12 protein-coding genes are annotated in these 12,650 nt (G+C 59.6%); 5 read left to right on the plus strand and 7 right to left on the minus strand.

What is annotated here, in order from left to right:
- Positions 1-145: 145 nt before the first annotated feature.
- From NUW46_RS00985 to NUW46_RS01000, 4 genes are read right to left on the minus strand one after another with little or no spacing between them, the layout of a single operon-like run.
- On the minus strand, positions 146-922 hold the full coding sequence (locus NUW46_RS00985) for an energy transducer TonB (protein WP_305965486.1): 777 nt from the start codon (positions 920-922) through the stop codon (positions 146-148).
- On the minus strand, positions 919-1,329 hold the full coding sequence (locus NUW46_RS00990) for an ExbD/TolR family protein (protein ID WP_305965487.1): 411 nt from the start codon (positions 1,327-1,329) through the stop codon (positions 919-921). The genes NUW46_RS00985 and NUW46_RS00990 overlap by 4 nt, the downstream gene beginning before the upstream one ends.
- Positions 1,326-1,721: an ExbD/TolR family protein gene (locus NUW46_RS00995; protein WP_305965488.1), complete on the minus strand. Its 396-nt coding sequence runs from the start codon at positions 1,719-1,721 to the stop codon at positions 1,326-1,328. The genes NUW46_RS00990 and NUW46_RS00995 overlap by 4 nt, the downstream gene beginning before the upstream one ends.
- Positions 1,708-2,496 carry a MotA/TolQ/ExbB proton channel family protein gene (locus NUW46_RS01000; RefSeq protein ID WP_305965489.1) on the minus strand — a complete coding sequence of 263 codons (789 nt, stop codon included), beginning with the start codon at positions 2,494-2,496 and terminating at the stop codon, positions 1,708-1,710. The genes NUW46_RS00995 and NUW46_RS01000 overlap by 14 nt, the downstream gene beginning before the upstream one ends.
- Positions 2,497-2,683: 187 nt before the next feature.
- Here NUW46_RS01000 and NUW46_RS01005 point away from each other — a divergent pair, with 187 nt between their 5' ends.
- Entirely contained in the window at positions 2,684-5,026 is a 2,343-nt protein-coding gene (locus tag NUW46_RS01005; protein WP_305965490.1) for a diguanylate cyclase domain-containing protein, read from the plus strand.
- Here the strand turns inward: NUW46_RS01005 and NUW46_RS01010 are convergent.
- Together NUW46_RS01010 and NUW46_RS01015 are read right to left on the minus strand one after the other, a co-directional pair.
- Positions 5,009-5,779 (minus strand): sulfite exporter TauE/SafE family protein, encoded by a 771-nt coding sequence (locus tag NUW46_RS01010; RefSeq protein WP_305965491.1) that lies wholly within the window; start codon positions 5,777-5,779, stop codon positions 5,009-5,011. The two genes, NUW46_RS01005 and NUW46_RS01010, sit on opposite strands and share 18 nt — an antisense overlap.
- Complete coding sequence (locus tag NUW46_RS01015; RefSeq protein ID WP_418141153.1) at positions 5,758-6,897, minus strand: hypothetical protein; 1,140 nt, start codon at positions 6,895-6,897, stop codon at positions 5,758-5,760. Before NUW46_RS01015 ends, NUW46_RS01010 begins: the two co-directional genes overlap by 22 nt.
- Before the next feature lie 52 nt (positions 6,898-6,949).
- Here NUW46_RS01015 and NUW46_RS01020 point away from each other — a divergent pair, with 52 nt between their 5' ends.
- Both NUW46_RS01020 and NUW46_RS01025 read left to right on the plus strand, forming a co-directional pair.
- A complete protein-coding gene (locus NUW46_RS01020) occupies positions 6,950-8,437 on the plus strand; it encodes an amidase (protein WP_136630407.1) in 1,488 nt (495 codons plus the stop codon).
- 130 nt (positions 8,438-8,567) lie between these two features.
- Positions 8,568-9,185 carry a hypothetical protein gene (locus NUW46_RS01025; RefSeq protein ID WP_053113587.1) on the plus strand — a complete coding sequence of 206 codons (618 nt, stop codon included), beginning with the start codon at positions 8,568-8,570 and terminating at the stop codon, positions 9,183-9,185.
- 36 nt (positions 9,186-9,221) lie between these two features.
- Here the strand turns inward: NUW46_RS01025 and NUW46_RS01030 are convergent, their stop codons facing one another.
- Positions 9,222-10,643 (minus strand): HDOD domain-containing protein, encoded by a 1,422-nt coding sequence (locus NUW46_RS01030; protein ID WP_418141154.1) that lies wholly within the window; start codon positions 10,641-10,643, stop codon positions 9,222-9,224.
- Between the two features lie 214 nt (positions 10,644-10,857).
- Between NUW46_RS01030 and NUW46_RS01035 the strand changes: the two genes are divergently transcribed.
- The gene (locus NUW46_RS01035; RefSeq protein WP_418141155.1) at positions 10,858-11,865 is read left to right on the plus strand and encodes a methionine ABC transporter ATP-binding protein; all 1,008 of its coding nucleotides are present in this window, start codon (positions 10,858-10,860) and stop codon (positions 11,863-11,865) included.
- Positions 11,865-12,530, plus strand: a complete 666-nt coding sequence (locus NUW46_RS01040; protein WP_222465862.1) for a methionine ABC transporter permease — start codon at positions 11,865-11,867, stop codon at positions 12,528-12,530. Before NUW46_RS01035 ends, NUW46_RS01040 begins: the two co-directional genes overlap by 1 nt.
- The last annotated feature ends 120 nt before the right edge of the window (positions 12,531-12,650 follow it).

The following is a 12,650-nucleotide window of genomic DNA, read 5'->3' on the forward strand; positions in this document are numbered from 1 at the left end:
CGGGGAAAACGGATATAAATCAAAAGGGTAACGTTCTGAGAGGGATGTCGCGCGAAGCGGGTGAAGACGCGATTGCTGATCCGACGCACCCGATCGGTGCGTGAATGGTTAAGGCTGCTGCAACCTGGCGCAGCCATGGCGAGGCTCAGCGAAGGCTGAAGCGCACTGGCAAGGCGTAGCGGAATTTTTGTCCGGCAATCTCGTCGGGTACCTCAGGCAGAGGTGCTGCCTGCTCCAGCATGGCCAGTGCCGACTCGTCCAGAAGCTGGTGTCCGGAGCTGGTTCTCAGGCTGTGGGCGATCAGCGAGCCATCCCTCTGGAATTCGAACACTATGACAGGAGTGCCTTCCTGACCCAGGCGCCTTGCCCGTCGGGGATATTCATAATACCGGGCAAGGTGGCGGCTGAGTCTGGACAGGTAATTGTCCACTTCTGATTTGACGCCAGCGTTCTGCAATGGAACGGTCGCCTGCGATTGTTGCTCCGTTGCGGTTTCTGCCGGCTCACCGCTCGGTGCTTGCGCTTCGGCGGTCTCTGGCTCGGGCGTGGGTTCCGCTACCGGCTGAGGTTCCGGCGCTGGCTCAGGTTTCGGCTCAGGTTCAGGCTCAGGTTCAGGTTCAGGTTCAGGTTCAGGTTCAGGTTCTGGCTCTGGCTCCAGCTCTGGTTTTGGTTCAGGTTCTGGTTCTGGTACTGGTTTGGGTTCCGGTTGGGGTTCGGGTTCTGCCTTTGGCGCAGCCTCGGGTTTCGGCGCGGTTTCACCGGCCAGCTTTATGCGAATAGCGGGCGCCGTATTGTCCGCGGATTCGCCCAAAGTGTTGAGCTCCACCGTCTTTTCGGGAGACGCGAACACCAGGGCGACAAGAGTGATCATGAATGCCAGCAGCAAGAGTGCCCACCGGAAGGGCGGTTGTTGCGGCATCATTGGCCAGGCTCCGTCAACAACAGAATATCCTTGTATCCGGCTTCCTCAAGCAACCGTAACAGTGTCTCCAGGTCCGCCATGGTGATTCGTTCTGCAGCGGCGATTTTCAGGGGCTGCTCTTCGCCAGGTTTTGGCAGTCTGGCAACCAGGGAGTCCCTGTCGAGTAGCTCGCCGTTCACTTTCCACTCGCCCTCGGCACTGACAATCATGTCCGCGTGCGGCGACTGCCGGTCCTCCGCCTGCTGCGTGCCGGGCAATTCCGGAAGTGGGTCATCGGTCAGTTGGCCGGCAACAATGAAAAACATGAGCAGCAGAAACACAAGGTTGATCAACGGCAGAAGTGCATCTTCCACACGTTCCATCAAGGTTTTGCCGGAGGTAAACGGAGGTGGAACCAGATCGCTCATGGTGTTGTTGCGTTCGTCCGCTTCCAGTGGCTGTCGATACCCTGGTCAGCCAACCCACTTAACACCCCGGTGAAGGCTCCCAGGGGGGTGTCGCCGGTGGTCGCGAGGTTCACTTCGGTAATACCGGCGTTGCCCAGCTCGGTCATGAGCTGGTCGAGGGCCATGGCTTGTCCCTGCCACTGTACCTTGCCATTGGCAGTGACTGTCAGCTCGGGCAGCGGCTCGCCAGTGATCGGGCTGCGGTTCGAGGTGTTGTTGGCCAGCTCCAGGTAATCCACGGGGAGTAGCCGGGTGGTCAGCATAAAGAACACCAGAAGTATGAACACCACATCAATCAGAGGCGTAATCCGGATCGGAATGGGACGACTTGGTCTCGGTTCAACCAGTTGCATGGGCGAATCGCTGACCCCGGACGGTTGAATAGCGATCAGACTCCTCGCTGGCTGTCTCCGTATCAAGCTGTTGCGCTGGAGACTGGTACGACGTGTCTGCGGCCTCCAGAGTCTGCTCCGGCACGATATGCAGAACTGAAACCAGGGTGCTGTTGATGGTCTTGTGGATGCGCCGCAGTCGGAACTCGATCCAGGCAGCCAGGGCGGCAAAGGGTATGGCGACAACCAGGCCCGCCGCCGTGGTGGTCAGCGCCTCATAGATGCCGCCACTGAGCTGGGTAGCGTTGGCCCGGCCTTCGGTAGCCGCCATGGCGCTGAAAGCTTCCATCATGCCGAGCACGGTTCCCAGCAGACCGAGCAGTGGCGCCAGGGCTGCGATGACTTCAATAATCTTGAGGGGTGCCTCGAACGGCTCGAGAGAATGTTGCGCATCCCGCGCGGCGGTTTCCCGAATCTGGCGATCATCCTGGCCGTTCTGAATGGCCTCAATCGTATCGGTGACAAGCCGCTGCAGCGGATTCATCTGCCCCCATCGTCCGGCCTGATGTCGAACCTCGGACGGTCGGACTGACGCCGGATCCTTCTGCCAGTTCATTACGGTTTGTTTAAGCCGGCCAGACAAACGCGGTGCATAGAGGGCCCCGAGAAGCATCAGATACACGAAGGTAACGAAGCCAATGACGGCAAGCACCACCAGAACAATCATGACAGGGCCACCCATATCAATAAGTTGGGTGATCGGGCCGGCATTCAGGGGCAAAGTGAGGTCCGTCATGCGAAGAGTTCTCAATGTGCAAAAATGGAACTAAATAATAACGATTATCATTGAATTTGCAAGCGTGTAACCTGACTTCACAAAGCCCTCTGTTAGAATTGAGTTAAATGTAAGAGTTGTAAAAAGAAAGAAAAAACGGAGGTCAGATCATTACCGGTTGTCGAACCCGCTGCGGGGCCTGGAAGTCATGATGATCAGGAAATGGTTGGGTAGCCTGGCGAATCGGGCAGTTGCCCTGGTGGTTGTTGCGATCATCCTGACGGCCCTGCTGGTAACCGTTGCCGGTTTCCTGCTGAGCCGCTCCGAGCTGGAGCAGCAGGCCCGTAACCAGGTGGAAACGATTGCCACGCTTATTGCAGGGGAGCTGGACGACAAGTTGGCCCTGCGACTGGAGGCACTCAACCACGTAGCCCAGAATCTCACCATGTCCGGTGATGTTCTCAACACCAGGGCCCGGATCCTGATCCGCCGCCAAACAGCCCTGGAGCATCTGTTCGATGCGGTTTACCTGATCGATGAAAACGGTCTGGTCATAGCCGAGAATCCCGAAGATTACCGGCAGGCGGGACTGGATGTCAGTAACCGGGAGTATTTTCAGCGGATTTCCTCCACGCTCACCCCGGTGATCAGCGAGCCCTACATCTCTCACTATCAGGAAAAGCCGGCCATCATGGTGGCTGCGCCGATTTTCGACCACCGTCAGCGTTTCATTGGTGTGATTGGTGGTGCCATCGCGCTGGATGGCAACAATTTTCTGGATCAGTTCATTAACATCCGTATAGGAACGACCGGCTATCTCGGTGTGGCAACCCGCAGTGGTTTTGTGGTGGTTGACCAGCGGGACCACCAGCCCATGGCGCCGGTGCGGGTTGCGAATCCTGTACTCCGGGATGCGATGGAGGGGTTCGAGGGCACCTTGGAGACCCGCAACAGTAATGGTGAAAAGACCATCATGTCGGTGCAGCAGCTCACCCAGGTGCCCTGGTTTGTTTCCGCCTCCTGGCCTGCCCGGGAAGCCCTTGCACCAATTACACGCACGGTGGATGCCTTCGTTTGGATCCTGCTGCTGGTCATCCTCTTGATTGCGCCCGTGGCACTGTGGCGTTTCCGGCGGCTGATGGCGCCGCTCAAGACATTGGGCATCCAGATCCGTGAGCGCCACCTGGGTATGCGTTCCGATCCGGTGGATGTCGCCGGGGGTAAGGAAATCCGCCAGGTTGCCGAGATCTTTAACACGGTGACCGATGAGCGTGATGAAGTTCTGGTGTCTCTGGCAGAAAGAGAGGCATTTTTCCGTTCCCTTACCCAGAGTGCGCCCATCGGTATTGTCCAGACCGACGTCCTGGGCCGTATCGAGTTTGCCAACCCGGCTTTCGAGGCGATCGTCGGCAAACCGGCGGAAGATCTCACATACAGTTACCTGGCCGATCGTGTGGACAATGCCGACCGGCAGGAGGCGATTGCCGGTTGGAAGAATGCGATCAGGAGCCAGAGCGTTTTCCGGGGCCGGTTGAGACTGGCGGCTCCGGATCGGGTGATCTGGGCCGATGTGATGACGGCGGCAATCCAGACGCCTGAAAAGGCTCTCGGCACCATCACGGTCGTTCGCGATATATCCCATGAGCTGGAAGTGGAAGAGGCACTCAAGACCGAGCAGCAGCGCGCGGAAACCATACTCCGCGTTCTTCAGGAAGGCGTCCTGATGGTCGATGTCGAGGGGGTTATCCGGTTTTCCAACGATGCTGCCTGCCGCCTGCTGGGCATCGAGGGCGAGTGCGTGCTTAGAAACTTCTTCCAGTTGGTTACCATCGAGACGGAAGAGCGGGAAATGACGGCACAGGAGTTCCTGTCCGGGGATGACCTGGACAGCCTTTACGTCACCTTGCGGAACTCATTGGGCGTTCCCTTCCCCATAGACCTCACCATGCTGCACATTCGCCAGGGGCGAGAGGATGAGCGTCTGGTTTTCGTGCTGAGGGACGACAGCGATCGCCGTCGTCAGGAAGAACGGCTGTCCTGGGAGGCGACCCACGACAGCCTGACCCATTTGCTGAATCGGCGCGCGTTCAATGCGTCGCTGGTCCGTTGCCTGGGCGAGGCCGGGCGCCAGGAAGCACGTTCGGTGTTGATGCTCATTGACCTGGACTACTTCAAACCGGTCAATGATGAGGGCGGCCACCTGCTCGGCGATGATCTGCTTAAACGGCTCGCCGAACTGTTCAGGGAATCGGTTCGCCAGTCCGATACCGTGGCCAGACTGGGTGGGGATGAGTTCGGTATTATTCTACCGGCTTGTGGCATGGCCAGGGCCCAGGCACTGGCGGAACGGATTCGCGCCGATGTTGAAGCGCTCCGCATTGAACATGACGGCCGGTCCTTCGGTGTCACCACGAGCATTGGTCTCACGGAACTGACACCGGAAGATAGCGGCCCGAGAGAGGTCATGGCCCGGGCCGATGAGGGTAGCTACATCGCCAAATCCCGGGGGCGCAATACGGTTGTCGTCGTCCCGTCACCACCAGCCGGCTGAGACACTGGCCTGCCACAGCAGACGGATCGCAAGCGCGGTCAGCACGATATTAAAGATTAACGTGAACTTGCTGTTGCTCAGGGAACGGAGCACATGAAGACCAAGCCAGGTGCCGGCAAAGCCACAGCCAATCATGGCAAGGATGAACGGCAGCCATTCAAAGAACATGAACCCGGCGGCGCCGAATACCAGCGCCTTGGGGGCGTGCTGCAGCGTCATGGCCGTGGCGAAGGTGGCCACTGTTTTGAATCTGTCGGTATGGATCTGCTTGATGAACGCTGCAACGAGTGGCCCTGTGGCGCCCACGAACAGGCTGACAAAACTGGTCAAGGCCGACGCCACAAACACGCCCGGAGCCCCGAACGCGCCTTTTGGCAGAGCCGGTCCCCAGCAAAGGTAGAGAACGAACAGGGCGATGGTCAGCTGCCAGATATGGGCCGGCAGATTCACCAGCAACCAGGCGCCCAGGGCCGCGCCTACCATGACGCCGGGCAGGAACGCGGCAATGACCCGCCAGTCCACGTGTCGCCAGGTCAGTGCTGCCCGACCAACATTGGAACCCAGCTGGATCATGCCGTGAACCGGAATAATGGCGGCGGGCGGCATCCAGCTGGCCATAAGCACCAGCAGCAGAACCCCGCCACCCGCGCCGAGACTGGCAGTGATCATCGAGGTGATGGTGGAACTGGCTAGCAGGAAAACGGCGACTGGAAGGCTCAGGCTTTCGGGTATCAGTTGGTGGAGTACTTCCATTCGCAGAATTCCGTTGATTTCAGTTTGGCCGTGCGACACAGGGCCTCGGTTGCCAGTTGAACGTCGGCCACATAGTAGAGCGAGGCAAGACCGAGGCGGTCCCGCCCCAGATTGTGAAAAATCAGGCCGAAGGCAATATCGCCGGCGGTAAAGCGTTCATGGTTGGCGGCAAAATACTCCGCTGGTTGCGACAGCACTGGATCGTCCAACAACGCCTGAACCCGTCCGGCGCCGCCATGATACGCCTGAACCAATAGAAGGGTGAACAGACGGTCCCTCTTGGCTTCTGGCAGATGACCAAACCGTTGCTCGAAAACCGGTGCCAGATTGCGGGCATTCTGGTTCATCAGCCGCAGGGCGCAGTCGATCTGTGCCAGCCGATGCCAGAAATTGTTGGGGGCAATCTGGCAGTCGGACAGAGCCGCAGGTGACAGCTGCAGGATGCCCCTGGCGTTTGCCCGGGAATGGGCTCTTGCCTGTGCGCCACTCTCAATCAGGATCTGGCCAGCCAGGTAGCGGGGCAAGGCTTGTGGCAGAGTCAGGCGGTTCTGACTGCTGCGGTGCTCGTACACGTAGATCAGTGCATCATGAAGGCTTTCCGGAGCACTGCTATCGGCAAAATTGAGGTCGTCCCAGGCGCCCCAGATCCGGTCCGCCGGCAGGGTGCCAAGATACCGGGCAACGGCCTCGTCGACGTTCACATGGGGTTGGTCGCAGGAAAGGGCGAACGGATAGCCGGTCTGGCCGGTCTCACCGGCAACCCAGTCTTCCACCTTGCCATTGTCATACAGTGATTTTCGGGTTGCGTTCAGCAGGCGCTGGGTGGCCTCGCGGTCTTCGCCATCACTGATCCAGGCCAGAAAGCGCCCCCGCATATCGTAGAGGACGTGGCGTTCGGCACTGGCGCAATAGCCGGATTCTTTTAATACCCAGCGCCGGATGGTGAGGATGTTTTCAAATACCCCCTGGCTGACCCAGTAGGGCGAGGACCGGACCACGCGAGTCCAGTCGCTGTCTTCACTGGCCGCTGACGGCGGGTCCTGGGCGGCAACGGCAACCGGCGCTGCCAGGATGAAAATCACGGCAAGCTGGCGTAAGCTCTTGAGAATTCTGACCATAGACGATATACCCGTGACCTTCCTCAAAACAGAATAACAAAGGGAACCTGCCATGAAGCAATCTGAATATCTTCGTTACGATGCTACCGCACTCGCTGATCTTGTCCGTCGGGGTGAGGTCACTTCAAGGGAAGTATGCGAGGCAGCGGTTGAGCGGGCAACCCGCGTGAACAGCACACTTAATGCGATCTGCTATCCGCAGTTCTCCGAGGCGCCAGCACAGCACTTCCCCGAGCAGGCGGTTTTTGCCGGCGTGCCCCTGCTGCTCAAGGACCTCGCCCAGGAGCAGGCGGGTCACCCGTGTACCTACGGCAGCCGGGGGCTGATAAAGAATATTGCGCCCCAGGATTCGGAATTTGTCCGCCGGGCACGGGACGGTGGGCTGGTTTTCCTGGGGCGAACCGCCACGCCGGAGTTTGGTCTGAAAGCGGTGACCGAGTCTGAGCTCTGGGGGCCAACCCGCAACCCCTGGAACACGGAGCTGACCCCGGGTGGCTCAAGTGGCGGCTCCGGCGCGGCGGTGGCGGCCGGCATTGTACCCATGGCCGGCGCCAACGATGGCGGCGGCTCCATCCGCATTCCCGCAGCCTACAATGGCCTGTTTGGCCTCAAGCCGTCCCGGGGACGCATTTCCTCAGGCCCCTTTATGGGTGAAGCCTGGACCGGTGCGTCTACCGACCATGTGGTCAGCCGGACGGTGAGAGACAGTGCGGCGATGCTGGATGTGCTCAGTGGGCCGGCTCCGGGCGACCCGTTCGAGATTCCCGGGCCGTCTGCGGCCTACTCCGAGCTCATGCAGCGGTCTCCGGGCAAGCTAAGAATCGGCGTGTTCACGTCTTCACCCTACAATACGGAGGTAGCACCGGAGTGCGTTGCAGCCGTGGAGGAAACGGCCCGGGTTCTCGAGAATCTGGGTCACAGGGTTGAGTATGCTGCGCCGGAATTCGACGGCATGGCCCTGGCCCGCTGCTACCTCGGCCTGTATTTCGGTGAAGTGTCGGCGCTGATGGCGAAGGCGAAAGAGCAGTTCGGCGCCACCGACAGCGATTTCGAACTGGATACCCGGCTGATCGGCATGCTTGGTGAGACGATGCCGCTGTCCGACTATGTCCGGCGGCGCCAGCAGTGGAACGAGTTTGCCAGGGCGCTGGGTGCATTTTTCGGGAGTTACGATCTCTACCTCAGCCCGACCACCGGGCAGTTGCCGGCCGCCATCGGCGAACTGGAAACGCCGGCCCACCTCAAGTTCGCTGCCCGCCTGATGCTGAAATTGAAGGCCGGCAAACTGGTTCATCGTACTGGCCAGGTGGATCAGATGGCCCTGGAAAGCCTGGCCCGGACGCCGTTTACCCAGTTAGCAAACCTGACCGGGACACCTGCCATGTCGGTACCGATGCACTGGACTGCCGAAGGTTTACCGGTCGGGGTCCAGTTTGGCGGTCCCCACGGCGCCGAAGCGACCCTGCTTCAGCTGGCGGGCCAACTGGAAGAGGCCAATCCCTGGTTCAGCAACTACGAAAGGCTTGAGGACGCGTTCTGAGGTATCCGGGGTTGTGATTCGGCTGGGGAAACTCCACGTTTATCTTTGTAGCCGGAACAGGCTATGCTGTTAGTCAGGAAGACCCCTTCTTCCTGAACGACCCTGATGGCATCGAGGAGGCGAGCGTATTATGAACCAACCGATGGCAATCGACGAACTGGTATCAGTAGCACAGGCCGAGGCCATGGGGGAGTTAGACGCCCCCATGATGGCCATCGTCCTGTCCAGCGAACAAAGCTATGACTTGCCCATCAATTCCCTTGAAACCGATGCCGACAAGGCCCGCTGGGGGTTGATCCTCCGCGCCGCCCGCGAGCATGTTGAAGCGGATGCCGTGGCCGTGCTGTATCCGGCCTGGACCACCATCCGTCACAAGAAACCCGAAGTGGAAGCCGAAGCGGCCCCGGAAGCCATTGAGGAAGAAGCCGAGGGTGCCGACGATTCAGACGGCCCCATCGACACCCTGTTCGTGCAACTGCACACCAGGGATCACGTTTACTGGCGGGGGTTTGAACAGATTCGGGATCCCAAACACCAGCGCATCATCGGCTTCCGCCGGATCAAGGCGCTGTCCACCGATTACAAACGGGACGAAGCACCCTCCGTAGCCTCCTGGCTGAGCACCCTGTTCGAGCCGTTGCCGGAAGAAGGTGAAGAGACTAACGTAGACCGCGAGCTGGCCGACCTGCTGGAAGAGCCGGAAGTCAGCGCCGCACTCTACCCGCGCCAGATGCGGGCCCTGCACTGAAGAAGAACTGACAGCCGGAACCAGTGGCTCCGGCTGTCAGTGAGTGGACATCAGGGTCAGGCACAGCTGCGCGTTTTGAATAAAGTGGCCGAATGCTGACAGCTGCTCTTTCGAGGGCGTGTAGGTCCCGGCTGCATTGTCGGCGTAAAACAGACCGATAAGGCGTCCATTGGCCTTGATCGGGCCGATCAAGGCCGGCACTTTGCCGAGCCAGCGATCGTAGGGCACTCCCTCGGCGTTCGGTTTGGGCTCGAAAATGCTGCAGTGTGCATGGGGCAGAAGCGAACCCAATGGTCCGGTGCCGTCCTTCCGAATCACAAAGTGCTGGCGCCATTCCTCCGTGCCGCGACCGCCGAGTTTCCGGGGCACCAGTTCGTTGCCAGTGCGGTCACTCATTAACAGGGCGACCCGCTGCATACCAATGGCCCTGTGTATCCCTTCGATGACCAGCTGACAGACTTCATTGATGTCCGGTTTCTCCGCCAGGCACTGGCTCAGTTCACGCAGGATTTCCAACTGAAGTTCCGGATCCATGTCCGGAGCCTGTGCTCCGGCGTCGCCTGATTTGCCGTCGGCGCCAGGCATCATGGCGGTGACCTGAGGGATGCCGAGAGAAACGGCCACCCGGGTGGCTTCCGAGGCGTTCACCTTGAGTTGATCGCGGACCACGGCCGGGCTCTCACCGATGTCCTTGCCCAGACGCTCCAATACCTTGTCCATGTCCGGGCCGCTCCAGCCCTGTTCGGACAACCGGGCCATCTCCACGGAATTCCGCACCAGGCTTGAGGCCGTGGAATTGGCCTGCCCCGGCGAGACAACATCCTTGATAAAGGGTCCCAGGGACCAGGCATCCACAAGCCCCCGGGTGATTTCCGTAAAGGTTGAGTGCAGCACGGCCTTCTGCGCCTCAACCGGTGGCTCATCAAGGCGCAGGCGTTCCTCCAGTTCTGTAGCCTGGTCGGTCTCGCAGGACCAGAACGCCAGCTCGCCAATGTTCATCAACAATGCCCCGATAAATACTTCCTCAAGCGCAGTTTCGTTGCGTCTGGGCATCAGGCACCGGGCCTGAACCGCGGCGTGGATCGCCCGGGCCAGGCAGCGCAACAGGTGGGGGCGGTCGTTGCGTTTCAGCAGGGCATCGACGATCAGTGAGGAGATGGCCATGGATTTCACCGCGTCAAAGCCGATCAGGGTGATCGCGCGGCTTACCGTGCTGACCTGGGTCCGGATCTGGTTATAGAACACGGTATTGGACAGCCGTAGCACCTGGGAGGTGAGCTGGGCATCGTTGAGAATGACGTTGGCAAGCTCATTAACCGTGCTGTTCTTGCTGTCGGTCAGCTCATTGATTCGCCGAAGCGTATTGGCCAGTACCGGCAACTCGACTTTGCTGAGGTAGGTAACCCATGCCTGGGTAGAGTTCATCCTTGAGGGCGTTGGTTGTTTTTCGTTGGTCACGTTGGTGAGTCTCTGGGCAGCGCGTCTCTGGAAGAGCTCTGGGGAAATGTAAGGTTCTTTTGTTTTCCAAGTTTAGTTCACCAGGCTGCGCGGTGTCAGGTAACCGTTTGTGTAAGGATATCTACCCACACTGAGAATCATTCCGGAATTCGGGTTTGCCGACCGTTTGGGCTATAATCGCCGGTTTTAACGCTGCACCCACAAGGCGCTGACCGTGATTGTATTTGACCAGGTACAGAAGTCGTATCAGGTAGGCGGCCGGGCGATCCCCGCGCTGCATCCCACCGATATGACCATTCAAACCGGCGAGGTGTTCGGCATCGTTGGCCATTCTGGCGCCGGTAAATCGACGCTGGTGCGTCTGATCAACCTGCTGGAACCGCCCACCGGCGGCCGGATTCTGATCGACGACGAGAACATCACCGACTACGACGCTGCCGAGCTTCGCGCCTTTCGCCGCAAAGTGGGCATGATCTTCCAGCACTTCAACCTGCTGTCGTCCAAGACAGTGGCGGACAACATCGCCTTCCCCATGAAGCTGGCGGGCATCTACTCGAAGACCGAGATCCGCGACCGCGTTGAAGAACTGTTGGCCCGAGTCAGCCTCACCGACCATGCCAACAAATATCCGTCGCAGCTCTCCGGTGGCCAGAAACAGCGAGTGGGCATTGCCCGCGCCCTGGCGTGCCGGCCCACCATCCTGCTCTGCGACGAAGCCACCAGCGCCCTCGACCCGCAAACCACCCAGTCGGTCCTGAAACTGCTGGCGGATATCAACCGTGAACTGGGCCTTACCATCGTCCTGATCACCCACGAAATGGACGTGGTGCGCCGGGTCTGCGATCGAGTGGCGGTGATGGACGCCGGTGAAGTGGTGGAAATGGGCCCGGTCAGCGAGGTGTTCCTGCACCCGAAGCACCCGACCACCCGCGATTTCGTGTTCGAGAGCGAAAGCATCGACCGGGAGGAGCTTCAGGAAGACCTCAGCAAGGCCGACGGCCGCATCTTGCGCCTGACCTTCAAGGGCGAATCCACCTACAAGCCGCTGCTGGGCAGCGTCGCCCGGGAGTCTGGCGTGGATTTCAGCATCCTTTCCGGCCGTATCGACCACATCAAGGACACACCTTATGGCCAGCTGACCCTGTCACTGGTGGGCGGTGATCTCGAGGTGGCCATGGAGGCGCTGAAAGCTGCCGACGTTCACGTGGAGGTACTGCGCTGATGGAAGCCCTGTTGAGCAATGTAGACTGGACCGAAATCGGCTGGGCCAGCTGGGACACCCTGGTGATGGTGGGCATGTCCCTGCTGTTCAGCGTACTGATCGGCCTGCCCATCGGTGTCCTGCTGTTCCTGTTCGGCAAACGCCAGCTGCTGGAACAGCCGGTGGCCTATGCGGTGCTGTCGTTCGTGGTGAACGTACTCCGTTCCGTGCCGTTCATCATCCTGCTGATCGTTATGATTCCCTTTACAGTAATGCTGATCGGCACGTCGCTGGGCGTAGCCGGAGCAATCCCGCCGCTGGTGGCTGGCGGCGCGCCGTTCTTTGCTCGGTTGGTAGAAACGTCTTTGCGGGAAGTTGATCGCGGAATCATCGAAGCCACCCAGGCCATGGGCGCCAGTGTTAAACAGATCATCTTCGGAGCTCTGTTACCGGAAGCGCTTCCCGGGATCATCGCCGGTATTACTGTTACCGCGATTACTTTGGTTTCCTATGCTGCCATGTCCGGCGTCATTGGTGGCGGTGGCCTGGGCGACCTGGCTATCCGCTTCGGCTATCAACGATTCCAGACCGATGTAATGGTCATTACAGTCGCCCTACTGGTTATTTTTGTCCAGATCCTGCAGATGGTCGGTGACCGTCTCGTGCTGTATTTCAGTAGAAAGTAGAAAAGCTGGATATAGGCTGGCGGTCGGTCTGAAGCTCCTTCCGAAAACGTGGAGCGCCAGGGATGGCGCGACCGAGCCCTACAGGGACGTATTTACGGGCGTTTTTCGGAAGGGGACTCC

It is taken from the genome of Marinobacter sp. MA (assembly GCF_048298425.1).
Lineage (GTDB): Bacteria > Pseudomonadota > Gammaproteobacteria > Pseudomonadales > Oleiphilaceae > Marinobacter > Marinobacter salsuginis.

Coding starts and splice junctions, on each gene's coding strand:
- NUW46_RS00985 (WP_305965486.1), bottom strand. CDS start 922: ATGATGCCGCAACAACCGCCCTTCCGGTGGGCACTCTTGCTGCTGGCA.
- NUW46_RS00990 (WP_305965487.1), bottom strand. CDS start 1,329: ATGAGCGATCTGGTTCCACCTCCGTTTACCTCCGGCAAAACCTTGATG.
- NUW46_RS00995 (WP_305965488.1), bottom strand. CDS start 1,721: ATGCAACTGGTTGAACCGAGACCAAGTCGTCCCATTCCGATCCGGATT.
- NUW46_RS01000 (WP_305965489.1), bottom strand. CDS start 2,496: ATGACGGACCTCACTTTGCCCCTGAATGCCGGCCCGATCACCCAACTT.
- NUW46_RS01005 (WP_305965490.1), top strand. CDS start 2,684: ATGATGATCAGGAAATGGTTGGGTAGCCTGGCGAATCGGGCAGTTGCC.
- NUW46_RS01010 (WP_305965491.1), bottom strand. CDS start 5,779: ATGGAAGTACTCCACCAACTGATACCCGAAAGCCTGAGCCTTCCAGTC.
- NUW46_RS01015 (WP_418141153.1), bottom strand. CDS start 6,897: ATGGTCAGAATTCTCAAGAGCTTACGCCAGCTTGCCGTGATTTTCATC.
- NUW46_RS01020 (WP_136630407.1), top strand. CDS start 6,950: ATGAAGCAATCTGAATATCTTCGTTACGATGCTACCGCACTCGCTGAT.
- NUW46_RS01025 (WP_053113587.1), top strand. CDS start 8,568: ATGAACCAACCGATGGCAATCGACGAACTGGTATCAGTAGCACAGGCC.
- NUW46_RS01040 (WP_222465862.1), top strand. CDS start 11,865: ATGGAAGCCCTGTTGAGCAATGTAGACTGGACCGAAATCGGCTGGGCC.